Source organism: Asticcacaulis sp. P2_C5 (assembly GCF_056404555.1).
Genome location: NZ_JBFUDU010000017.1, coordinates 35422 through 58045, shown reverse-complemented (window position 1 = coordinate 58045; position 22624 = coordinate 35422). Strand labels below are relative to the sequence as shown.

Here is a 22624-nt window from a genome sequence, read left to right as displayed (position 1 = left end):
CACCCTGTGATGACGGCGCCCCATTCCGGCCGGTCTACACCCTGGAGACCGGCCGGGATGTGGTACTGTGCCCGATGCGGACCGGCTTAAACGACCGACCCGTGCCATAGGCACACTGTTTCCGGGCGAGCCCGTGGTACCCCTGATGGTTCGCCCGGAAACATTTTTTCTTCTGCTGGCGGCCGCATATGGTTTTCCAGCTCTATGCTATTCTGGGGTTTTTTAAGCTATTCTGGGTTTTTTTAAGGAGTTGCTTTGGTCGAACTGGCTCGCGGCAAAATGCCGGCAATCGTCATCATGGGCGTCAGCGGCTGCGGGAAGTCGACCCTGGGCAGTCAACTTGCCCGGGCGACCGGTCTCGACTTTATCGAGGGCGATGACCTGCATCCGCCGCTCAATGTCGCCAAGATGGCGGCTGGAATGGCCCTGACGGATGACGATCGCTGGCCGTGGCTGGAAAAGGTCGCGGTCGAATTGATCGCGCGGGCGGGGAAGGGCTGCGTGACGTCCTGCTCGGCGCTGAAGCGCGACTATCGCGATTTTATCCGTGACCGTTTGCGCGGCGACGTCGTTTTCGTGCTGCCCGACCTGTGTCGTGATGTCCTCTGGCATCGCATGCATAGCCGTTCCGGTCACTATATGCCGCCCAGCCTTCTCGACGGTCAGATTGCGGCTTTGCAATACCCTGAGCCGGACGAACTGGCGCTGGTGGTTGACGGAATGCGCCCGCCGACGCTACTTGTTGACGACGTTGTCAATTTTCTCGCCGCCCGGTCGTGTCCGGTCAGGCTGACCGCCCCGGAGTGTGACTGATGGCTGCATCTATGGCTGCTCTGCTGGGCCTGAGCCCCGCAGGTTGGGCGCTGGTCGCCATCTTCCTGTCGGTCGGGCTGCTGACCGTGCTGATCGCCTTTGGCAAGACGCCCCCGCTGCTGGCCTTCCTGGTCGCGGCCCTGACGGCGGCTATTCTGCTGGGCCTGCCCTTCGCCACCATGGCCAAGACGTTTGAGAAGGGGATCGGTGACCTGCTCGGCTCCCTGACCGTTATCATCTGCCTGGGTGCGATGTTCGGTAAGCTGGTCGCCGACAGTGGGGCGGCGCAACGCATTGCCGGGACGCTGATCCGGCTGGCTGGACCGGCCGGCATGCCGATCGCGCTGACGGCGACCGGCTTTATCGTCGGCATTCCGCTCTATTACAATGTCGGCTTCGTGCTGATGGTGCCGCTGATCTTCTCGCTGGTCTATCAGTCGGGCCGCCCGGCCGTCGCCACCGCCATTCCCTTGCTGGCCGGGTTGTCGATCGCCCACGGCTTCCTGCCGCCGCACCCGTCGCCGACGGCTCTGGTCAGCCAGTTTCACGCCGATCTGGGCCTGACCCTGATTTATGGCATGGCGGTCGCCATTCCGACCCTGATCATAGCCGGGCCGATCTTTGCCATGAGCCTGAAGAAGATCGTCAGCGAGCCGGCGGCGGTCTTTGCCGTTGCACCCCGACCGGACAGCGAATTGCCGGGCACCTTTGTCAGCTTCTTTACCGCCCTGCTGCCGGTGGTGCTGCTGGCCGCGGCGACCGCGCTGAACATGACCTTCGGCGCCGATCCGGCGTTGAAGCCGATTTTGGGATTCCTTGCCGATCCAACCTTTGTCCTGCTGCTGGCCCTGGCGGCGGCGGTCTATCTGCTGGGCCTGTCGCGTGGCACCTCCCTGCCCAAGGTGATGAAGGTCGCCGAACAGGCCCTGCGTGACGTGGCGCCGATCCTGCTGATCATCGCCGGGGCAGGGGCCTTGAAGCAGGTGTTTATCGATTCCGGCGTCAGCACGGAGCTGGGGACCGAACTGGCCAAGCTGCCGGTGCCGCCGCTGATCCTGGGCTGGCTGATCGCCACGGTGATCCGGGTTTGCCTGGGTTCGGCGACCGTCGCGGGCATTACGGCGGCGGGTATCTGCGCGCCGCTGGTCCAGGCCACGGGCGTTGACCCGAACCTGATGGTGCTGAGCATCGGCGCCGGCAGTCTGATGTTCTCGCACGTCAACGACTCGGGCTTCTGGCTGTTCAAGGAGTATTTCAACCTGTCGCTCAAGGACACCTTCCGCTCGTGGTCGGTGATGGAAACCCTGGTGGGGATATTCGGCCTTGGCTTTGTCCTGATCCTGCAGCGTATTCTGGGACTCTGACTTTCTACCGCCTCTTCCCGCCTGCGGCTACCGTATTCACACATCTCAAGATGAAATACGTGGATCGGAATTCGAGAACGAACCCGGACAGCTTGCCTACTTTGACTTTTCGACAGGTTTGCCCACAGATTTTCACAGATTAGCACAGATTTTCAATGGCTTACTTGGCTTCATCAGCGGCTTTCCAGCAGATAAGGACCCGTATGCGATCGCGCAGCCTTGATACTAAAAATCTGTGTTAATCTGTGAAAATCTGTGGGGAAAATTCTTTATTTTCAAATTATTGAAAGAAAATGTGCATCGGATAGCCGCCTGCGGGGAGAGGCGGATAGTCCAACATCAAAACCCGATCCGCACCCCAGTATCCGGCTTGACCCGGCTCTCGTCGCGCAAGCGCTCGAGAATAGCCTCCGCGTCCCGTGCCGGCGCATGTCGCAACTGGCGCGCCACCACGGCGAAATCGCCCGGCGTCAGGTTATGCAAGGCCATCAGCCCCGCCGGCGCCTTCATTGCGAAGAACCGTTCAAAGGCAGCCCGCAGCCGTTCAGGCCCCAAAGGCCGCAAGTCCAGCTTGAACACGAACCGCCGCAGGGTGGCCGGATCGAGCTGCCCAGGATGGTTGGTCGCGGCCACCACCGGCAGCGGGTGCCGATCCAGCCAGGTCAGCATCTCATTCACCTGGCCGACCTCCCACGAGGTCCGCGCCCGCGTGCGGTCGAACAGCAACGAATCCGCCTCGTCGAACAACAGCACGCTTTCCTCGCGCCGCGCTTCCTCGAAGGCCCGCGCGATGTTTTTTTCGGTCCCGCCAACCCATTTCGACAGCAGGTCGGACGCCCGGCGGACCAGGAGCGGCCGGTCGAGACTACGCGCCAGATGGTGCGCCAGCACGGTCTTGCCGGTCCCCGGCGGTCCGGTCAGCAGCAAAGATACGTCCAGGGCGCCCAGACCGCAGATAGACTCGAACAGGATATCGAGCGGCCGATCGGTTTCATAAAGCGCGAGATCGAGCGCGCCTGGCCCTTCCGGCGGCAATTCACCACCGCGCAGCGCACGCACCAGCGACGTTGCCGCCCGCGCACCGCAGTCGGTCTCTCCGGCCAGCCGCGCCGCCCGCACAGACACGCGCAGCACGCTGGAGGTTTCCGGCGCCTGGTCGATCAGCTTGCCTATGGCGTCGCCGGGCTGGCCGCCTTCGTCGTCGACGATACGCCCGAGAATACGGTGCGCGGCCTTGCGCGGCGGCAGGTCCAGCTTGAGGATAAAGCTCATGCGCCGCAGGATGGCGTCGTCGATATTGCCAATGGCATTGGTGACCCAAATGACCGGCGCCGCGTTGGTTTCCAGTATCCGGTTGACGAAGACCTTGCTGCCTTCGCGCTTCGAGAACCAATCGCCGCCCGAGCGCTGGGCGCCGCCGATCAGGTCCTCCATCTCGTCGAACAGCATGACGGCGCCGCTGCGATCGCCCAGCACGCGCTGCGCCAGGAGTAACGCCACGACGCGGTCGTTACGCGACGGCTCTTCGCCATCGTCATCGGCCTCACCGATACCATGCAAGGGACAGCCCGCCGCCGCGGCCAGGACGCGCGCCAGCTCGGACTTTCCGCTGCCGGCCGGACCGTGGATCAGGATATTGACGCCGTGCGCCTTTTCACGCGCTACCCCTTCCAGCAAGCGCACCAGAAACTGCGCGTCGCCGACATGGGCAAAATCCGCCAGATCGAGGGGAGAGGTCTGACGTCGACCGGCCAGGGCCTCCGCCAGCGCTTCGGGCGCCGGCGCGCGATCGAGAACGCGGCACAGGGGCCAGCGAATGTCGATGAAGCTGTCCTGTCTCAGGCGCATGCCGAATTCGATCAGGCCCAGGTTCAGGACATCGCTGCGCCGAACGCGCGCTGCAGCATCGAGCCGGTCGGCACCGGCCAGTTCGCCCAGCATGGCCGGGAAATCCCGGACGGGCTCGATCAGGCAGCCCAGGGCATCGGCCAGGCGCGGCAGGCGGTCGCAAGCGATCATCAAGGTGAGAAGCCGGGCGTCGAAGGGCGCCAGGTGCAGCAGTTGCGCCAGTTCGTCGGCGAGGTCGAGGACCTGCGGACGTGGCTCATCGGGTTCCGGCGCGCCTCCGAGCGCCGCCATAAAATGCGCCCAATCGGGCTTCTTGGGTGCGGTCCAGGCGTCGCCCAAAAGCCACGCGGCGTTGGACCCGGCCCAGGTCATCAGCGCTCGGGCGGCAAGGGAGTCGGGCACGATATCGCGCCCGATCCGGAGCACCAGGCTCCGAACGATAGAATGCTCGTTCATGGTCTTGTCTTTATCGTGTCTGTTCGTGGACGCGCGATGACGCGCATCTCACGATGGTCCATTCGGTTATTTGGCGGTTCTGAGAACCGGTGCGACCCGGCGAGGGTGCGGTTAGGGCTTTCCTGCCCCGCCGCGGCGTCGAATGGACGCTTAGACGAAGGGCAGGATCGCGGCGGGCTTAAGGCCCCGGCTGTTTTGCGATCCCAACAATCCATACTCTCCATGTGGCCGCGCATTTTGCGGCACGGTGAGGGCTATAGTTAATTTTGCAACGATACGCAAGATAGTCCACCGATATGTCACATGAGTGTGGCGAATGCGCAACATTGATGCTGGGCGCCAAAAGCAGCGTTCAACCTTAATTCCGCAATTTCACCATGCCACCGTAATGGTCATTTAGTTGCAGGATCTTGCAGCTTTGATTGCAATTCGCGCGGAAAGAGATAGGTTTGCCTGCACATTTCGGGCGGGAGGCAATGCGATGGAGACCCTTGGTCGGGCATTTGAGCGTTTCAGTCGTCGTTGGCGAATGATCGGCCTCGCCGCGCTTTGGCAAGTGAGGGCACCATGACGACGTTAATTTCGGAAAAAGTCCTTTGGGACGTATCGATGACCACGCAGGCTTCCGAGATCCAGCTGTTGACCCATGCCAAGGCAGCAGGGGCGACCGGTGTGGCGATTCGGACCTCGAATGCGCGGCTGAAGGGGGCGATCGGTCGCTTCGGCGCGGAAGGCATCAAGGTTTACGGGTGGCGTTGGCCCGCGCGCAGGGCCGTCACCAGTCCCGCCAACTACTTCGCACCAGACCAGGCGAATTTTGTGGTCGACACCCTGATTTCGGCCGGCCTCGCGGGGTACTTCGCCGACATCGAATCCGACAATGACGGCGGCGCCAATGATTGGAACGACGGCGACAACAGCGTCGTCGCGAAGCAATTCTGCGACATCCTGAGGAACGGCGCGCCGCAAGGCTTCGTTATCGCCTTGACGTCCGGCGCACCGCAGCCGGTCAACAACAAGAAGATCCCTTGGAAAGTCTTCGTTGATGCGAGCGACTTCCTTTTGCCCCAGACCTATTGGCGGTGGACCAACTCGAAAGGCAAGGTGCAGGATATCAATGGCGGCACGCCCGCCAAGTCCATCGCCGTCGGCGATACGTCCTGGGCCGGCGTCGGGCACGGAAAGACCCTTGTGCCCATGATCGGCGAGCTGGACGTGGTTTCGCCCGCCGAGATCGCCGAGTTCGGCGCCGAACTCGTAAAGCGGGGCGAAAGCCGTCTGCACGTCTATACCGACACAGACAAAGTAACGGCGGGCCAACTCGCGGCGATCAAGGCGCTTTGACGAATATCCGTAAACTGGCTTCGCTGGAGCCACGCTGAGCCATCGCGTTAGAATTATTGGGACTATTGGGATTAGGGAGACAGGAGTAATATTGCCAATTTTGGCTGACGCTGCGCGGGCCAATCCTGAGTTAGCATGCCTGGAAGAGACCGGAATATTACTCCTATCCCCTACTTCCATCATCCCACTGCGAAAGAATTAACGTCAAGTAATTGTGCAATAGTCTTCCTGTAATTCCGCGCCTGAAGGCTCGCGGACCAAAAAAGGTACCCAGAAAACTTTCGATGCTATTTTTCGCCTAACCTGCTTTTGGACACTGCAGCCGGGCTAATTCCGACTGGCCGGCATTTATCGCGCGGGCCGCTGTATCAAATAGTGGATGATCGCGTGTTTGCAGCCCGGTGATGAAAGCGGACTTCGAAACGGTCAGCCACGCAACCTTGCGCGCTGACGGTGGGCATGAGGTGCCAACCTCTGCAAGGCGCTGCTTTTCAGTTTTGCTTGGATCGCCATAGGAAACATAAATGTCCTGGCGGATGGCTGCGGGACGGGAGACTTGCGTCGACGTAAGCGAGGTGCACGAGCCGGTAACATCACCAGGGACGGACGCTGCCGCTTCCCCGTTGACCGTTGCTAACAAAGCCAACGAACATTGTTTTTGAATCTCGATTGCGATGTTGATTGTGCCTTTTGCGTTTTTACCCGCGGGATCAAGTCCGTCAAGCAGCGACGGTCTGACTACGGTCACCCCATTGATAAAAATCAGATTGGTGCCTGCCGAGCCCGAGCCGCCTGCGGAACTGGCCGGTTCGATAATGTTGCCGGCGATTGGGAACGAATATTGATTTGAACCCCACGCGTCCGTTGCCAACTTGGCTGCGCAGCGATTCGGATTCGTGCACAGGCTGGCTGCCTTTAAAATCCAGTCCGACATGAGGTTTGTATCGGGAACGGCGAGGCGTACCCAACCGTCAAGGCCCGAGTCCGAATAAGTACAGTCGACAACCGGTATGCCTTCGTATCCTGCTGGCACCGGCGAGACTGCTGTGCACGCCTTCTCGGAACTGCCCATAAAATAGGGCCGGTACTTTAATTTAGCCGTGACATAGTTGCGTACCCCCTTATCCAGACCATCGCGCGCTATGTAACCTGCCGCCGTCATCGGCTTGGGCTTGGGTTTAGTCTTTGCGCTCGCGGGGGCGACGAAAATGGCGCTGATGGCCAAGGCTACGACGACGGATGCGGTCATTCTGAAAAGCATGGATCGACTCCTGCGATTAATGAGATACTGGTGAACTGGATCCGGGGGCTGCTGGCGCGATATCCCAAAGGCTCTGGGTCTTGTCACCAAGAGGGTCGTTGGCTAGGCGGACGATGGCCTTGACATAAGCCTTAGGCTTGTAATTATATGAGACCGCAATAGACGCAAGCCACGCGATAGCGGAGGCCTTTCTGTCTTTTCCAGACTGGATGTCGCTCCAATAAGTCTTTGTCGCGGCAGCGTAATGTGCACTTTTTCTGAGGCGGCTTGCCACGAAATCGAGGGCCTCAGCGCGCGATCCGAAAGCGATATAGCTGTTGCCGACATCCCAATCGGGCTGACACCAAAGAACGAATCTAGACGCTCCGTTTGCCACTGCGGCCCCGGGCCATTTAAATGCAAACACGTTGTTCGACTTGATCGCCAAGCGAGTCGTTCCGTAGCCGGATTCCTGGATAGCCATAGCCAGCACGACCGGCGCGGGCACGTGCCACTTCGCTTCAGCTGAAGACGCCGCGGGCTCGAGTTCATCGATATAGGAAGCTTTTTCCACTCGGCTGAGAGTGCGCGTCGGCGCATAACACCAGTCGCCCTTCCCGGGGCGATCGATTGCATTCCGGTCCGCGGCAGCGACGCCAGCGGCCCAAAACGAAAGCGCCGCAAGTGCTATGCTCATGACTTACCCTAATAGGTGCAACTTTACTTATGACCACAACGAATAGGCGTGGTCAAGGCGGCGCTTATGGAAAAATGGAGTTAGGTGCGCCGGGAGACCGGCAAGGCGTAGATGGTGCAAGTCCATTACGATGAAGGATTAGCGACCCACATCGGCCCGAGCCGTGCGCAGCCGGCCATAAGGCTGCGGGCGAATGCGTCGGGAGGGGAACGCATAGGCCAGCCATTGAGCCGCGAAAACGCATCTTACGGAGCGCCGACGCCGTCTGACTAGCGGAAGGCTAACCGCTCACATGCGTCAACGCGAGCATACGATCGGCTCCTGGTCTGAGGCCATCTGCAGCAAGCGCTTCCGCAGCCACAAAGCGCAGACGGACCCGCTTATCCTAGAACAGGACTAAGCGCCTCGTACCGGAGTTTTATGGCGACGGTATCGATCACACTCCCTGTCTACAAAGCAACGCAGCAAAAGGGAATCCACCAAAACCAATTTTTTCGACTCAGAAATTATCGACGCTGCCTAAGCGCCTTAGCAGTGATTTCTGCAGCAATATTGAACTGAATTTGGCGCGTGTTGGTGTGAGCCAAAGGAGCAGCAAACCGGCTGGCCGCCAGGACAAGCGCCCCAACTTAACTGTCACGCAATCCTTTCATACCGGATACTCTGAACCTCATTTTTGTCCCCTTTTTCAAGATGGCACTTGTGCGGCAGCAAGGGTAAAACACGGGCCGCCTAAAAACCGCACGTGCGGTCGGGAATTGATTCCTATGCTTTCGACGCCCGGAGCTCCGGTGCGTGCGAAAGTACGATATCAGCTCCCGTTTGCGAGCAGCACGGGCGTCCCAATACTGTTTGCGCGTAGCGCCGCTTCCTACGCCCATAGGTTAAGTATTGTCTGGACAAATTTAAATTGTTTGTCATCGTTACTGAACCATTCACCATTTGGCGCAAGGGGCAGACGCCATGAGAATGCTTCGGACGTTTTTGGCCGTTTCAGGCGTGTTGGCTTTGATAGGTGGTGGCTTGTTCGCCCAGGAAGAACTGCGCCCCAAACCCGTCGAAGCACGCTACTCAAGCGCCATACCCGACGCGCTGCGCGGACCGTATGTCTCGGATCCAGGCGTCGTCACGCTTCTCGATGGCGGCGCTAAGCTGAATGGCAAGTTGAGCTTTGGGAATATAATCCAGGAAAGACTCCCCGACGACCAACGCGGAACGGGGCTCAACGCCTTCACCCTGCGCTCCATGGCGGAAGTGCGACGGATCGTGACGTCCGATCTGGACAAACTGGCGACGTCCCTTGGCCGGGATCCGAATCAATGCGGCCCCAATCCAACGAAGCCCGACGAGTGTATACAGTTGCCCCGCGCCTTCTTCACGGATCCAAAGTCCGAGGTCGAGTTGGTCGGCATCGTCAATCGGATGGACCGCCAATTCCTGGCGCCGGACAAGAGAAGCGAGTGTGGCGAGATCAGCGTCATCTATCGGTTTAAGTACAAGATTTCCGAAGAGAGCCAGTCGCGTTTGCCGGTCACTTTGAACCTGGTTTTCGGCGTACCGGCCAAGGACGTCCTAAATGACCAAACGATTACATGCCAGGAAGTGGCGCGCCGTTGGCTGAAAATCGCGCGCCCTGAGACCTACGCTGACGCAACCGAACAGGGGATTATCAAAAACGCCCCCAAAAAGCCGCAGGCAATGGTCGACTTTCTGATGGACCCGAAGTCTGGCCCACTCGCAACGCTGCAAGGGAAGAACATCCTGCGTCTTGAGCTCAATATGCAGGGATACAGGCGGACTGCAGGCGACGACGACGATTCCGAGCATAACGCTACACACTTTGGCAGCCAGGCCGCCTATGTCATCCGGGTATTCACCTGGGAAGTGCCGAATGCGAGGTTCGAAAGCAACATTCTGAATAACCAGATCGACCGCTCGTTGTTCGTTTGCTCAGCCGCCGACAAAAGCTCAGGCACCTGCGCAGCGAAGAAGGCGTTCCGCGATCAGTTTGTGAGCGAGGTCCTGACCAACCCACGTTACGTCAAGGATCTCGATCTCGGATTGATCAACATTCCGAGTGAGTTCCACGGGAGGCAGATTCTTGCCCGGTCAGCGCAGTCTATTTCACCGGGCGGTTCTACGCGATCGCAGAACCAACCGTTCTGGAATGCCGAGAACACAAAGGGCGAGCTGATCTCAGATGAAGAAATCATATCCGACGCAAAGATCGACGGTATCATTCAGAAAATGAAGTCGAACGGATACGAGTTTCAATTTATCAGCACGGCTCAGGATTTCCGCACACGGCTGAATGAGAGCACTTGCACCTCCTGCCATCAAACGAGGGCAATCGCCGGCTTCCATTTCCCTGGCTCAGACCGTGAAAACACACTGCCGGCAAATTCCGTTCTTCTCGCCGGCTCGCCGCACTTTTATGGGGATCAGCCACGCCGTGTCGCCATCCTCGAGGCCATTGCGGCCAGTAAGACCGGCCAACTTGTGTACAATGATTTGGCGACGTCGTTTGCCGGCCGCCCGCGAAACAAGTTCAAGGACGCGCTTGCGGGGACACAGTTGATTGGCGGATGGGGCGGTTTCTGCGTTATGCGAGACACCCACCAAGCCCGATCTAGCGCGAGACGCTCGTGGACGTGCCAGCAGGCTTACGCCTGTAAACAGGTCTTCGCTTCAGATAACGACCCCGACATAGGCATCTGTCTGCCGCCTGGTCGGCCCGAAATCGGTGATCCGATGCAGTTTGGCTTGGTCACCACAAAGCGATTTGGCGACGATACGTACAAACGCCTGCAAGTCGGCTATAGGCTGCACGATGTCGGGCACGACAAATCAACATTAATCAGTGTGGATGACCTCAATTCGCAGGAGCCATATGCTTTTTATGCGGCGCATCAGGAATTCCATACAGGCACAACGCTCGAGTTCGAGCAGCAAAAGAAAATTGAAGACATTGAGGCACACCGCCGTCCAGGAGATATTACCCAGGCCGACAGGCAGGGCAGGCGAAACCTGGGGACTGGTGGCTTTCCAGGCGGCGCGCTGCGATTGTCGGAATGCAAAGACTTACCCGACGAAAGCACTTGCGGTTTGATAGCAACGACTGGATTCTCGAACTGCATCGGTTCGGACGCGACCATTAACCAGTGCCTTGTCCAGAGAACATCGTACGCCGGCGTGCGCGCCTGCAACGCGTCCGCGCCGTGTCGAGATGACTACATTTGCGTTGAAGGGCTTGGCCTCAACGCAGGGAATGCGATAGAGTCATACGACAAGCGACGATCTATCGTGGACGGGCAATCAGGTTATTCCAAACTCGATTTCGGCCAGGCAAAGCCGGATGATAAGTACTTGAACCGCAATGACCAACGTGGCGTCTGTATACCCCCATATTTTGTCTTCCAGTTTCGATCGGATGGGCATCCACGCCCGTCCTCATGAAAGCAGAATAGCTATCTCGCAAAAAGGACTTCGCCGGACGCGGATTAAGGACGAAGAAAGACAGGGGGCGGAGCCATTATTAGCTGACAATGGCGCTTGAACGGTTCAGAAACTGAGTCTGCCTCCCGTCCCCAGGAAATTGTGACGGGATAAAACGGGGGTCGACGACGTCGTAATAGTGTGTTAATGCGAAATTCTCATTTGAGTTGAGTTTCGCGTATCCGTCGCGCGGCCGAACCCCCTTTACCTCATCTGTTCCCGGCTGTTTGCTTCATCTTATTGACTGTGCCCACGCGGGCAGTCTGGGAGACTACTATGCCATTCACCGTTTCCGATACCCAGCTCAGCGAACTTTTTCACGCCGCAAATCTGCCCGTTCCAGACAACGAAATGGTGTTTTGCGGCTTTCGGGGCTGTATTCCGATCTCAGGCGGCAGCCAGACCCTGGCTCCCGCCCAGCAGCTCGAATTCGCCGGTGTCGACTACCGGCATATGCGCTGCACCCTCGTGCAATGGGTGCCTGGCCAAGGCCTGGCTGTCTTTCCCGGCAGCACCGTGCCCTATATCGACGCCATTGCCGGCCACCTTGACGAAGGTGGCCAGGGCGCCAATCAACTGGCCTTCGGCTATTATCGCGGCAGTCATCGCTATGTCATCGGCGATCACAAGCTCTCCGATCCGCAACGCCGCCACCGCGCATTTCGCAACGATTCCCCTCTGCCCGTGTGGCGTACCTCCGACAATACCGTATACGACGGCAACGATGCGGTCACCTATGGCGTCTGCAACGACAATCTACACTGCGGCTGGCAGCAAAATCCGTCGCTGCCGTCCTTCTCCAGCAATGGCTGCCAAGTGATTGCCGGCCGTCCCCGCGTCCTGGCGCGCGGCTGGGACACGGAACTCGGCCCGTGGGCGCAGTTCATTGCTCGTGCCTACGGTCGCAGCCAGACCCGCTTCAACTACGCGCTTTTTTCGGGACGCGAAGTTCTGGCCGCCGCGTCCGTCGCACCTGCCGACCGGTACCAGACCTTGCGCTTCGGCTCGGACGGCGACCTCGTTCACGTCGTTCAAGATGCGCTGCTTAAGCGCGGTTACGACCTGGGCACGGCAGGCGCCGACGGCGATTTTGGATGGTCGACCCTGGAGGCGGTTCGCCGGTTCCAACTAGACCAGTTCGGTCCGTCTTCCGTCGATCTAATCGTCGGTCCCGCCACGGGTCAGGCGCTCGGCGTGACATGGCCGTACGCCACGGCACCCGTGCCTCCCCTTATCGATGCGCTGCCAATCCCGCAAGGGAGCGTACCGCTGACCAAGCCGGCATCGGCCTCAGGCACAGGCTCCGAAGTCCTCGCGGCACCGAACTTCCGGTCTCTGGTCAAGAACGGTTTCTTTTCGGCGACACCCTATGACCTGTCCGTTCCGCGCTCGATCCGGACCAACAATCCCGGCGCACTCAACATTTCGAAATGGCAAAAGACGTTTCCGGGCTTTGCCGGAACGACCCAGCCGGACCATGCCGGCAACGTGACGGCGATCTACGTCACGCCTGAACACGGTGTTGCCGCCTGGCATTTTCTCATGACGGACCGTTATGGCTACGGCGATCACGGCAAGTTTTCGCTGATTGATCTCGCATTGAAATATTCCGGGCTCCACGACCCTCACGCCGCCACAGTCCAGGAATATGTAAAGGGTTGGAAAGCATTCGCGCATGGTGCTCTGGACGCGGTCGCACAGCTTCAGCTCGATGACGACGCCAACATGATCGCCCTCGCGCGCGGCATGTTTGGGCATGAAGCCGGAAAGAAAAGTCCCGTCCGGGACGACCAGGTGGTTGAGGCTCTCCGCCTGAAGCGCGCCAACCTGCTTCCCCCCAACTGAACCGGTTTTCAAGGAGTCTTGACCATGAACCCTGTACCTGCTGCCGGCCGTTTTGCGGTCCGTTTAGTCGCGCTTGCACTTATCCTTGCAGCCCCTGCCGCTGAATCGGCGCAACTCCAGGGCAATATCGTACCCGTTATCGGAGATTTCACTGGCAAGGCGGGCAAGACCGCCAAGGATCTGAGTGGTATTGCCTGTGTCGAGAGCGGATCCACCGTTTCGCGCCATTGCCTTGTTGTCAATGATGAAAACCGCTCGGTCCAGTTCGCGACACTCGACTCGTCCTTGCCGAAGACGGCCGAAAATCCTCTGGGATTGCAACTGACGGCGGGGGAAGACGTCCCCCTGTATGCGAATGCGGCGCCCGCCGATGTGGTCGGTGCGCCTCCGCCCCAGGAGTATTGCGCGACCGCCGACGCCGTGTTCGGCGATCTTGACGGAGAGGCCGTCGCGGTCTCTTCGGCCCGTACCTTCTTCGTCATCGGTTCGCACGGCTGCAGCCGCAAAAAAGACGTCTACAACCCCTCGAGCTTCCAGTTGATCCGAGTCATGACGGGCGCCACGGACCGGGATATCACTCTAAGCACGACCTACCGCGTATCGGAACGTCTGAGTCGGGACCAGACCGTCGCCAAATATTTCACAACGGCTCTCATGGGGGGCAAACAGGGCTTGAATATCGAAGGCCTCGCCTGGGCCGACGGCAAACTCTATATAGGATTGCGGGCCCCCAATACTGGCAGAGCCTGCATTTTCGCCATCCCGGAAGCCGAGCTATGGGCCGCGCAACCGCTTCCGACCGCCGACGGCCAGCCATGCAATGTTCAACTTGGGGAGAATATCGGCATCCGTGACCTCACCGCCCTGCCGGACGGAAAGCTGCTCGTATTGGGCGGTCCCACCGAAGAGCAGGCGATTCCCTACGGTTTGTTTTTGTTCGACCCGGTCGACGCCACGACGACACCTCTGGCCCAGCTAACGACGATCAACGATGACAAGGGCGTTCCAGCCAAGGCTGAAGGGCTCCTCCTTGTCGGCGCCCAGGCCAAAGCTCTTGATATTGTTGTCCTGTTTGATGGTCTGAAAAATGGTGGCCCGCGCCAATATCGCATTTCCTTGCCTTGAATCGCCGGGGTCGAGAGAATGGGGGCAGTGACACTATGGACTGGCGTTGGCCTTTGACTGGTTCGGCAACCGAGTCTGACCCATTTTTCTCCTGGGCCTGTTACTGGCCATGACCGGCCTGATCTTCTTGGCCCTGGTCGGTCACGCCGCCATAGCCTCGATCATCGGCCTGTCGTGCATCACAGTCGGCATCATGTCGTATAACGGCGCCTTCTGGTCGCTGCCGACCTCTTTCCTGTCCGGCACGGCGGCGGTGGGTGGAATTGCCGTAATCAACTCGATCGGCAATCTGGGCGGCCACATCGGCCCTGACCTGGTGGGTCGCATCCGAACCGCATCGGGCGGCGACAGCCAGGTCGCGTTCTTTGCCTTGGCGGCCGCGGCCCTGCTGGCGGCGTTGACTGTCATCATGTTACCGGCACCGAAAAATACAGACGCGCCGTAAACCCTATACTAAATACCTGAATACGATGACAGGTTAAGGAATGTCGAAATAGCACGACGACGGTCCGTGAACTACGGTGACATGTTACTGAATGCCGACATAGGCCAGCGCTGGCGTCTGAACTATTAAAACATCTCCGAGCCGTGATGGCGTTTTGGGCGTCGGTGTGAGCCGCGACAGGCGGGACGCCGCGCCCGCCGTTACGCATTAACGCAAATTCACTTGCCAGAGAGGCGCTGTCCGCACAGGTTGCGGTCCAGGGCAAGACAGCGGGAGTAACTTTCGAAGATTCATTTGAGCATGATTAGGAGTAAAAAGTGCCGCTCATGTTTTAAACTGTTGATACGGATTCTAATCAAACATGACACGATCATTTGGGCCTACGCGACGCGACTTTTCCATCCTGTTGTCAGGGAGCTTGGCGGTGCCGACGACGGCTGCCGTCTCCAAACCCCGCTACTCGGAAGCCATGCGCCTGCGCAAGTACGCCGAGACGACGCACCCGCGTGGCTGGATAGCCGCCGCGGACCCGGCTTGGCGATACGGCTGGGATCGCCTCGCCGCTGAGGCGGACACGATGACTCCCGAGGCCTATCTGATGGGCCTGATGGCGCGGTTGGCCTGGTATCACGATGGCCACACGACGATGTACGTGGATGGACGTGTGGGACCAGCGGGCATGATCAAGGCGCCCGGCTTCGACCTCACCCTGCCGATCGCGGCCACCCCCTTCTTCGACGGCCTCTACGTCACCGCGGCCAAGGGAGCAGGCGCGCCTCTGCTTGGCGCACGGATCACGCGTGTGGATGGGGTCGCCATTGAGAAGATCCTGAGATCTTTCGCGGCCATGTGGCCCGGCAACAACCCCACCCGGGCCCACCATGACGCGGATCTGATCCTGAGACCCGCGGTCCTGCGCGGAGCCCGATTGGCCTCGCCCGCCGGCGTCTCGGCGCCGGTCACCGTCGAGGCCGAGATAGGCGGCTCGCTCGTCAAGGCCGTGCTGAACCCGCGCGCGGACGCACGCGAGGCTCTCGTCCCGCTCCCCCGAAAGCCCTTCCCGGTCGAAACTTGGCGGCCGGGGCCAGTGCCCAACTTCGTCCACACAAAAGACCATACCCTGGTCATCGCGTTCGACCGCTTGTTCGCCAACAAGGACTCGATCCTGGCCTTTGTTCGGGAAGCCTTTGCGGCCATGGAGGCCCCCGCTATTGAACGGGTCGTACTCGACCTGCGCCGCAACGACGGCGGCGACAACCGCATGGGCGAAGGCCTGAGGAAACAACTCGAGCGGTCCCGCTTCAACCGCCCTGGCGGGCTCTATGTGCTGATCGGCCCCCACACCTTTTCGGCCGCCCAGAACCTGACCTCGAGGATCGAGCGGGAGACCTGGGCCGTGTTCGTGGGCGAACCCTCCGGTGGCGCGCCCAATCACGAGGGCGACGCAAGCCCATTCCAGGGCGACGGGTTCAGCGCATTTGTGTCGACCCTGCCATGGTTCGACTCCCACCCCTACGACAAGCGGATATGGACCATGCCCGACCTATTGGTCCCGCTTCGGTTCGCCGATTGGACGGCGGGGAGGGATCAGGCGATGGAAGCCGCTTTCGCTCACGTCAACGATCAACCGCTCGACGACCTTAGCGAGCAGCACACTAACTATTCCGAGCGACCGAGCCAGACGACGGAGTGGAAGCCGTTCTGGATGTGAGGCAGGCCCGTTCGGCCGGCGTCGGCATCCTGTCTACCCTGGGGTTGTCGACTCTTTGCGCACCTGCTTCTGTCAGTGAAAATACCGCCTCTATTTCTTTATTGAGAAGCCATACGGAATGTAGAGAAAAACCTCGGTGTTGCTGACCTGTTTCCAGGCTATGCTTTTATCCAGACCCGTGACATCGAGGCCATACTCTGCTCCGTAAAAACTCATCGCGTGCGTGGCGCCTGCCGCTATACGGCGGTAAATTTCGTCGCGATATTGCTCTGGATTGATAATGGTCAGCGCCAGGCCACCCGTCTGCTCGATTTGTGCGCGCCCGGCCGCGGGGACAGATTTAACAAACTTATCAATCGCTTGCTGCGCGTTGCCGATTGACCCATCCAGCTTTGTCTTCACCTTCAGACGCACGATCGTGGTACTGCCGTCGTCGTAGAACGCCGGTTGGGGTTGGCTGTCGTCGCGGTCGTCGTCGTCCTCATCGTCCAGCGAATTAGCGTCGCCGGCGAGGCCGGGGAACTGGTCCTTCCAGTTCGTCCTGGTCACTTCGACGAGCTCGAACTGCCCGGTAACAAGGCTAAATCCATTGCGTTTCGCGCGGTCAATCGCGTCCAATAGCATGGTTTGGACTTCCTGCCTGCGCAACGCCTCCTCACGCGAATCCGAGACGATCTCGATGTTCCGGACCGCCGAATCCGCCTGTCGCTTGAGCCCTATAACGGGAGGCGGCGCGACATTTGAAAGGGGAGACCCTGAGAGGCTGTTCCGTCTCACTCCCGTGACGACGACTTCGGTACTGCTATCGTCCTGCGCGTACAGCGGACCGGCGATAAGGACCAGACTGCTGATGGCCGCCAGAATAAATGCTTTCATGCCGTCTCTCCGGGTAAACTCATTTGGCCAGGTAAACTTATTTGGGCACGATGGTGTAGTGATAGGGCACATACAGGAACACGTCCGTGCCGCTCACCTGCGACCAGGATACCTGGCCGTCGATGCCGGTAATCTGGACCGCATAATCAGAGCCGAACATGGCTGCATAGTGGCGAGCATTGTCAGCCACCAAGGCAACGATGGTATCGCGATATTGATCAGGATTGACGATGGTGAGCGTCAGAGCGCCCGTCTTGTCGATCGAGCCACGCCCTGTCCTGGGGATAGCTTTGATAAACGCAGCGAGTTTCTGTTCCGCCGCGCTGGCCGATCCGGAAAGCTTCACCTTGATCATCACAGTCGCCTGGCTCGTATCCACGCGCCCCGCAGACGACAGCGGCAACTCCATGTAGTTCAGTTTGGTAACGGGTGTCAGCTCAAAATTCCCGGTCACGAGCTCGATGCCGGACGAAGCCGAGCGTTCAAGCGCGGCGAGAAGCATGGCGTGAATTTCGTGCCGGCGGGTCGTCTCGTCACGCGAGTCAGACGCAAACGAGACTTGCAGCAGCGCGGAATCGGCCTGCCTGCGTAGTCCCACCACGGGGCGGTCTTGCTGTGCATAGCGGGCGCTGAGCCGGTTCGCGTTGACAACGACTTCACCCAGCGTGAGCGTATTCGCCTCCTGCGCAAACGATGGAACAACGGCGGCACCAAAAATTGCAGTCGCCAGAATAAATACTGGCGCCAGAAAAAATACTGGTTTCATCGCCTTCTCCCGTGGCAGAAATTATGGGCTGTTCTGACAGAAACGCAACTGGATTGGAAATCCGCGTACACCTGACTGCCGCCGGAGTGTAACCGTATCATCATTCAGCACGCCTCAGGGCAAATAGATGGTCAATTGAAACGGATAATCGTGATACGCCATGACCAGAGGTGCGGCATCGAGGCCTCCGAACAAACGGTAGCTCAACCTGCCGCCTTCGATATTCAAAATGGTGACTTTAATACCGTCAAGGTCGACATCGACCGGTGTTCCATCGAACAGTACTTCCCTGGCATCGCTGTAAAGTTCGCTGCCCACCGCATATCGCATGGCCTTATAGCAAAGAGCTATTCTCACGGGGCCAGGCCGGTCCGACTTATAATCGGAATCCCATATGAGCTGCCCCCGTGACAGTGGCCCCTGGATTCCTTCCACGCGATGATACGGAACGGGCGTTGGCAGGTATTCCGGAGCTGCCAATTGAACGCCCAAAAGCGTTTGCCCCATTGCCAAAATACCCACTGGATGAGCCTGGGTGTCTAAGGCCTTCGCCGCCATATCGAATTTGCCATCACTGTCCTTGTCAAGGAGGCAGGGCGCAGACCCGAGCAGGCCGAATTTGCCGGGTCCGCAATAGGTTATCGTACTGCCACCCGAGGAAAGCATTATTTTACCGGCGACCATGGGCGCATTACGATCACCATGCACTTTTTTCTCGATGTTCGCAGGAACGTCACCATCGAGTTGCACGGCAAACGGCATCGCAATGTCGATGTCGGCGAGCGGCTCACCCTTACTGGCGCTATGCGTTTGCGCTCCATCGAACTTTACCGAGCTGACCCTAAAATTGAACCGGACGGGCGCTTGAGCAGATGCTGTTACCGGCACGTCCAGCGCCGTGACAACTGTCAATATCGCAATTGCACACGTAAGCCGCATATATCCCCTGACTTATTGTTTTATTAAGCCGACATTTCCTATTTGAACGTCCGACTGACGCTCCATTGACGTAAAGCTAGCCCAACCTCCGCGGTTTGAGAAGCCGGAGTATTCCAACTTGAAGCCGGCCACCCTTGGCTTATTTCGTTTTGCGCCAGATTACGGTGACATGGCGTCCCCGAAATCCGTCCCCGAAATCGGCTTTCGTGCCTTTGTCGGGCAGAACCTGATGTCTTGGAATTGCTGCCGTCACGCAAAAGGGCATTTTGGCAGCAGTCCGAGTTAAAATAGCCGGCCCCCTTTCCGTCGGCAGGAAGTTGGAGTACCTCCATCGCCGTTTGCGTATTCGCGGATACGGCCTGAACGGGGGAGATGATCATGGCTCAGACGTTCGATTCCAATGTCGAGAGACTGACCCTCGGCCGCAGTCTTCAATATCTTGGCTGGTATTCGCTGCTGCTGGCCGCCATCGGCGGGTTGTCGATTATCGGCGTCCTGGAGGCGGTCTTTGTCGATCACGACTTCCACTTCGTCACTCCCCTGCGCATGGTGATGGACGGATACAACAACGTCATGACCGTGGTCTGGGCGATGCTCAAGCCGCTGGTCGAGCCCATATTGCGCTCCATCGGCCATCAATTCCACTGGAGGTTGCGTCTGGGCCCGATCTGGTGGCCGATCTTTGCCCTGTTGCTGGTCTGGATCATGGCCAATATGCGGGCCTCGCTGCGTGAGGGCTTTTTCGAAGGCAGTTGGGTGACCGTTATCCTGCTAACTCTGCCGAATGGCCTGTTCGCACTGATGGGGGCGCTGGCGTGCGGCCTGGTGCCCCACGCGGCCATCTGGTGGGTCCAGGGAACGATCGCCATCCTGCCGATGGTCTTCATGGGCATCGGCGGCGTCTTCGTGATGGGGATCGCGGCGGCAATCATGGGACGGCAGGACGCCCCGAAGCAAATCGTCAATCATGTTGTCTCTTTTGTCGTTTACGAGGCGATCGCCTTTGCGCTGGCCGCGGGCCTGACGCTGATCCCAGCGATCGCGCTGGGCGCCGGGATAACGGCGATCGTGGCGTTCCTCGCCTCGTTGGGCCTGTTGTGGACCTATGTCGGCATGTCCAGCGGAGACCGCTACGCCGCGCGCCTAGGGCTTACCATAATCGGCGGCTTTGTCGCCGCGGGCTTGGTGCTGGCGGCCGACGTCGCGGTCAAGGCCATCCAGGGCATGGCGTGATTTGCTGCGTCAACGACTCCGAGGGGTCGAAGCCAGGGCTGGTGAGGCCCTTTCCATGGGGAAAAAAACGGGGCGCAGTCATTATTGGCACACGATGAGCTCACCTGAACGGCTCCGGAATGACCCTGTCCATTGTTGACATTGCTGCCGGATCGCACGTCAGGGCGAATTGGCTGTTCCTCCATGCATCGACTTGACGACGCCAAGCAGGTCGACCTGTGCCTGTGCCGTGGCTGGCACATTTATTCCCTTGCTAAAATAAATATGTCATTCATAACTATGCTGCATGGCACAATATTCGGTGGTTCTTTCCGGCGAAAAACACGCTTTCAACGACCTGAAAGCGGTCCTCGCTTGTGCAAGCCCCATAAGGTCTGGTGATCGTCTGGCAGGTGTCGCGGCGGACACCAACGAACGCTCTGTTGCGGCGCGATATATCCTGGCAGATATTCATCTCAAAGACTTCCTCGAAGACCTCGTCATCCCATACGAAGACGACGAAGTCACCCGACTGATCATCGACACTCACGATTCGATAGCTTTTGCCTCGGTTAGCCACATGACCGTGGGCCAGTTCCGCGACTGGCTGCTTTCATACGAAGCGACCACTGAAAAACTCGCTGCCCTGGCCCGCGGCTTGACGCCGGAAATGGTAGCGGCGGTCTCCAAAATCATGCGCAACCACGACCTGATTTCTGTCGGATCGAAAATCCAGGTCGTCACCGCCTTTCGCAACACGCTCGGCCTGCCCGGCCGTTTGGCCAGCCGCCTGCAACCCAATCATCCGACCGATGACCCTGTGGGCATTGCCGGTTCGACCTTGGATGGTTTGCTGTTTGGGATTGGCGATGCGGTTATTGGTATCAACCCGGCTACAGATAATGTCGACGCCTGTATCACGCTGCTGACCTTGCTTGACCGGTTACGTGAACGTTTTGATATCCCGACCCAATCCTGTGTCCTGACCCATATTACCAATTCGATTCAGGCGATTGAGCGGGGCGCGCCGCTAGACCTGGTCTTCCAGTCGGTGGCCGGAACCGAAGCCGCCAATAGCGGGTTTGGCGTCAACATGTCTATTCTGCGTGAAGGGCGTGAGGCCGCCTTGTCGCTGAAACGCGGTACAGTCGGCGATAATTGTGTGTATCTCGAAACCGGGCAAGGCAGTGCGCTGTCGGCCGGTGCACATCATGGCGTGGATCAGCAGACCCTTGAGGTGCGCGCCTATGCTGTCTGTCGTGAACTGAAGCCGCTGATCGTCAATACAGTCGTCGGCTTCATCGGGCCGGAATATCTCTACGACGCCAAGCAGATCATCCGCGCCGGCCTCGAAGACCACTTCTGCGGCAAGCTGCTGGGCGTGCCGATGGGTGTCGACGTCTGCTACACCAACCACGCCGAAGCCGATCAGGACGACATGGACAATCTGATGGTCCTGCTGACGACGGCCGGTTGCAACTTCCTCATCGCCGTTCCCGGCGCCGACGACGTCATGCTCAACTATCAGAGCCTGTCCTACCACGATATCGTCAGCCTGCGGCACATGTTCCACAAACCGCCGGCTCCGGAATTCGAAGCCTGGCTGAAACGCATGGGCATGCTCGACACGGCCGGGCGTCTCGCTCCGGCCAGTCCCACCGAGCCGTATGCCCGCCGTCTCCTCGACTACGGTGTTGTCCCATGAGCATGATCGAGCTTGATCCCTTCGCACGGTTTCGTAACGCCACACGCGCAAGGATCGGGCTCGGCCGCAGCGGTGACGGCATCCCGACGGCCGCCAATCTGGATCTGCAACTCGCCCATGCCCGTGCCAGAGATGCCGTGCATGGCGCTGTCGATTTCGGTGCCATGGCGCAGCGTTTGATCCCGCTTGAAACCATTCGGGTGCGCTCCCTCTGTGATAATCGTACCCAGTACCTGGCGCGTCCGGATCTGGGGCGTCAGGCGCATCCAGACGGCTTGGTTCAATTGCGCGGCGGTCCCTACGATGTCGCTTTTGTCGTCGGAGACGGATTGTCGGCCGCCGCCATCGAGCATCATGCGGAAAAAACGCTGCGAGCCTGCCTCAATCGTCTCGGAGGTCTCACCATCGCACCGGTAATTCTGGCGGAGCAGGCGCGGGTCGCCCTGGCCGATGCCGTCGGCGAGGCGCTTGAAGCCCGAGTTGTGGTCATCCTGATTGGGGAGCGCCCAGGCTTGTCGGCCCCCGATAGCCTCGGTGCCTATATCACCTACGCCCCCAAGGTCGGGCGAATGGATTCAGAACGGAACTGCGTTTCCAATATTCACCTCGACGGGCTTTCCTATGAAACCGCAGGCGACAAAATTGCCTGGTTGATCCGGGAGGCGAACCGGCTGTGCCTGAGTGGCATCGGTCTGAAGGAGAACGCAAGCGCAACAGAGTTACTCAGGACGGAATAGGCCGAC

The 22624-nt window shown here is 59.3% G+C and carries 17 protein-coding genes; 11 read left to right on the top strand and 6 right to left on the bottom strand.

All coding sequences use genetic code 11. From position 1 onward, the window contains the following. Positions 1-255 precede the first annotated feature (255 nt). Positions 256-813 (top strand): gluconokinase, encoded by a 558-nt coding sequence (locus AC1DXO_RS23490; RefSeq protein WP_476980638.1) that lies wholly within the window; start codon positions 256-258, stop codon positions 811-813. Beyond that, positions 813-2177, top strand: a complete 1365-nt coding sequence (locus AC1DXO_RS23485; RefSeq protein ID WP_476980637.1) for a GntT/GntP/DsdX family permease — start codon at positions 813-815, stop codon at positions 2175-2177. Before AC1DXO_RS23490 ends, AC1DXO_RS23485 begins: the two co-directional genes overlap by 1 nt. A gap of 339 nt (positions 2178-2516) precedes the next feature. Here the strand turns inward: AC1DXO_RS23485 and AC1DXO_RS23480 are convergent, their stop codons facing one another. Continuing rightward, on the bottom strand, positions 2517-4481 hold the full coding sequence (locus AC1DXO_RS23480) for an AAA family ATPase (RefSeq protein WP_476980636.1): 1965 nt from the start codon (positions 4479-4481) through the stop codon (positions 2517-2519). 567 nt (positions 4482-5048) lie between these two features. On the opposite strand from AC1DXO_RS23480, the gene AC1DXO_RS23475 reads away from it, so the two are divergent. After that, positions 5049-5825: a hypothetical protein gene (locus AC1DXO_RS23475; protein ID WP_476980635.1), complete on the top strand. Its 777-nt coding sequence runs from the start codon at positions 5049-5051 to the stop codon at positions 5823-5825. A 298-nt stretch (positions 5826-6123) separates the two neighbouring features. Here AC1DXO_RS23475 and AC1DXO_RS23470 read toward each other — a convergent pair whose 3' ends face one another. After that, entirely contained in the window at positions 6124-7086 is a 963-nt protein-coding gene (locus AC1DXO_RS23470; RefSeq protein ID WP_476980634.1) for a hypothetical protein, read from the bottom strand. A 16-nt stretch (positions 7087-7102) separates the two neighbouring features. Continuing rightward, the gene (locus tag AC1DXO_RS23465; protein ID WP_476980633.1) at positions 7103-7762 is read right to left on the bottom strand and encodes a glucosaminidase domain-containing protein; all 660 of its coding nucleotides are present in this window, start codon (positions 7760-7762) and stop codon (positions 7103-7105) included. A 963-nt stretch (positions 7763-8725) separates the two neighbouring features. On the opposite strand from AC1DXO_RS23465, the gene AC1DXO_RS23460 reads away from it, so the two are divergent. From AC1DXO_RS23460 to AC1DXO_RS23440, 5 genes are all read left to right on the top strand, one after another. After that, positions 8726-11218 (top strand): hypothetical protein, encoded by a 2493-nt coding sequence (locus tag AC1DXO_RS23460; protein ID WP_476980632.1) that lies wholly within the window; start codon positions 8726-8728, stop codon positions 11216-11218. 315 nt (positions 11219-11533) lie between these two features. Next, a complete protein-coding gene (locus AC1DXO_RS23455; protein ID WP_476980631.1) occupies positions 11534-13102 on the top strand; it encodes a peptidoglycan-binding protein in 1569 nt (522 codons plus the stop codon). A 24-nt stretch (positions 13103-13126) separates the two neighbouring features. After that, positions 13127-14227: a DUF3616 domain-containing protein gene (locus tag AC1DXO_RS23450; protein WP_476980630.1), complete on the top strand. Its 1101-nt coding sequence runs from the start codon at positions 13127-13129 to the stop codon at positions 14225-14227. Positions 14228-14336: 109 nt separating this feature from the next. Next, positions 14337-14672, top strand: coding sequence for a hypothetical protein (locus tag AC1DXO_RS23445; protein ID WP_476980629.1), 336 nt, complete (start codon positions 14337-14339; stop codon positions 14670-14672). 424 nt (positions 14673-15096) lie between these two features. Next, positions 15097-16383 (top strand): S41 family peptidase, encoded by a 1287-nt coding sequence (locus AC1DXO_RS23440; protein WP_476980628.1) that lies wholly within the window; start codon positions 15097-15099, stop codon positions 16381-16383. A 90-nt stretch (positions 16384-16473) separates the two neighbouring features. On the opposite strand, the gene AC1DXO_RS23435 is transcribed toward AC1DXO_RS23440, so the two are convergent. From AC1DXO_RS23435 to AC1DXO_RS23425, 3 genes are all read right to left on the bottom strand, one after another. Continuing rightward, the gene (locus tag AC1DXO_RS23435) at positions 16474-17259 is read right to left on the bottom strand and encodes a hypothetical protein (RefSeq protein WP_476980627.1); all 786 of its coding nucleotides are present in this window, start codon (positions 17257-17259) and stop codon (positions 16474-16476) included. Positions 17260-17296: 37 nt separating this feature from the next. Continuing rightward, positions 17297-18025 (bottom strand): hypothetical protein, encoded by a 729-nt coding sequence (locus tag AC1DXO_RS23430; protein WP_476980626.1) that lies wholly within the window; start codon positions 18023-18025, stop codon positions 17297-17299. A 114-nt stretch (positions 18026-18139) separates the two neighbouring features. Further along, complete coding sequence (locus tag AC1DXO_RS23425) at positions 18140-18937, bottom strand: hypothetical protein (RefSeq protein WP_476980625.1); 798 nt, start codon at positions 18935-18937, stop codon at positions 18140-18142. A 405-nt stretch (positions 18938-19342) separates the two neighbouring features. On the opposite strand from AC1DXO_RS23425, the gene AC1DXO_RS23420 reads away from it, so the two are divergent. The 3 genes from AC1DXO_RS23420 (at position 19343) to eutC (ending at position 22618) form a co-directional block, all read left to right on the top strand. Beyond that, entirely contained in the window at positions 19343-20197 is an 855-nt protein-coding gene (locus tag AC1DXO_RS23420) for a hypothetical protein (RefSeq protein ID WP_476980624.1), read from the top strand. Positions 20198-20483: 286 nt separating this feature from the next. Then, positions 20484-21881: an ethanolamine ammonia-lyase subunit EutB gene (locus AC1DXO_RS23415; RefSeq protein ID WP_476980623.1), complete on the top strand. Its 1398-nt coding sequence runs from the start codon at positions 20484-20486 to the stop codon at positions 21879-21881. Further along, entirely contained in the window at positions 21878-22618 is a 741-nt protein-coding gene (eutC, locus tag AC1DXO_RS23410) for an ethanolamine ammonia-lyase subunit EutC (RefSeq protein WP_476980622.1), read from the top strand. The genes AC1DXO_RS23415 and eutC overlap by 4 nt, the downstream gene beginning before the upstream one ends. Positions 22619-22624 lie beyond the last annotated feature (6 nt).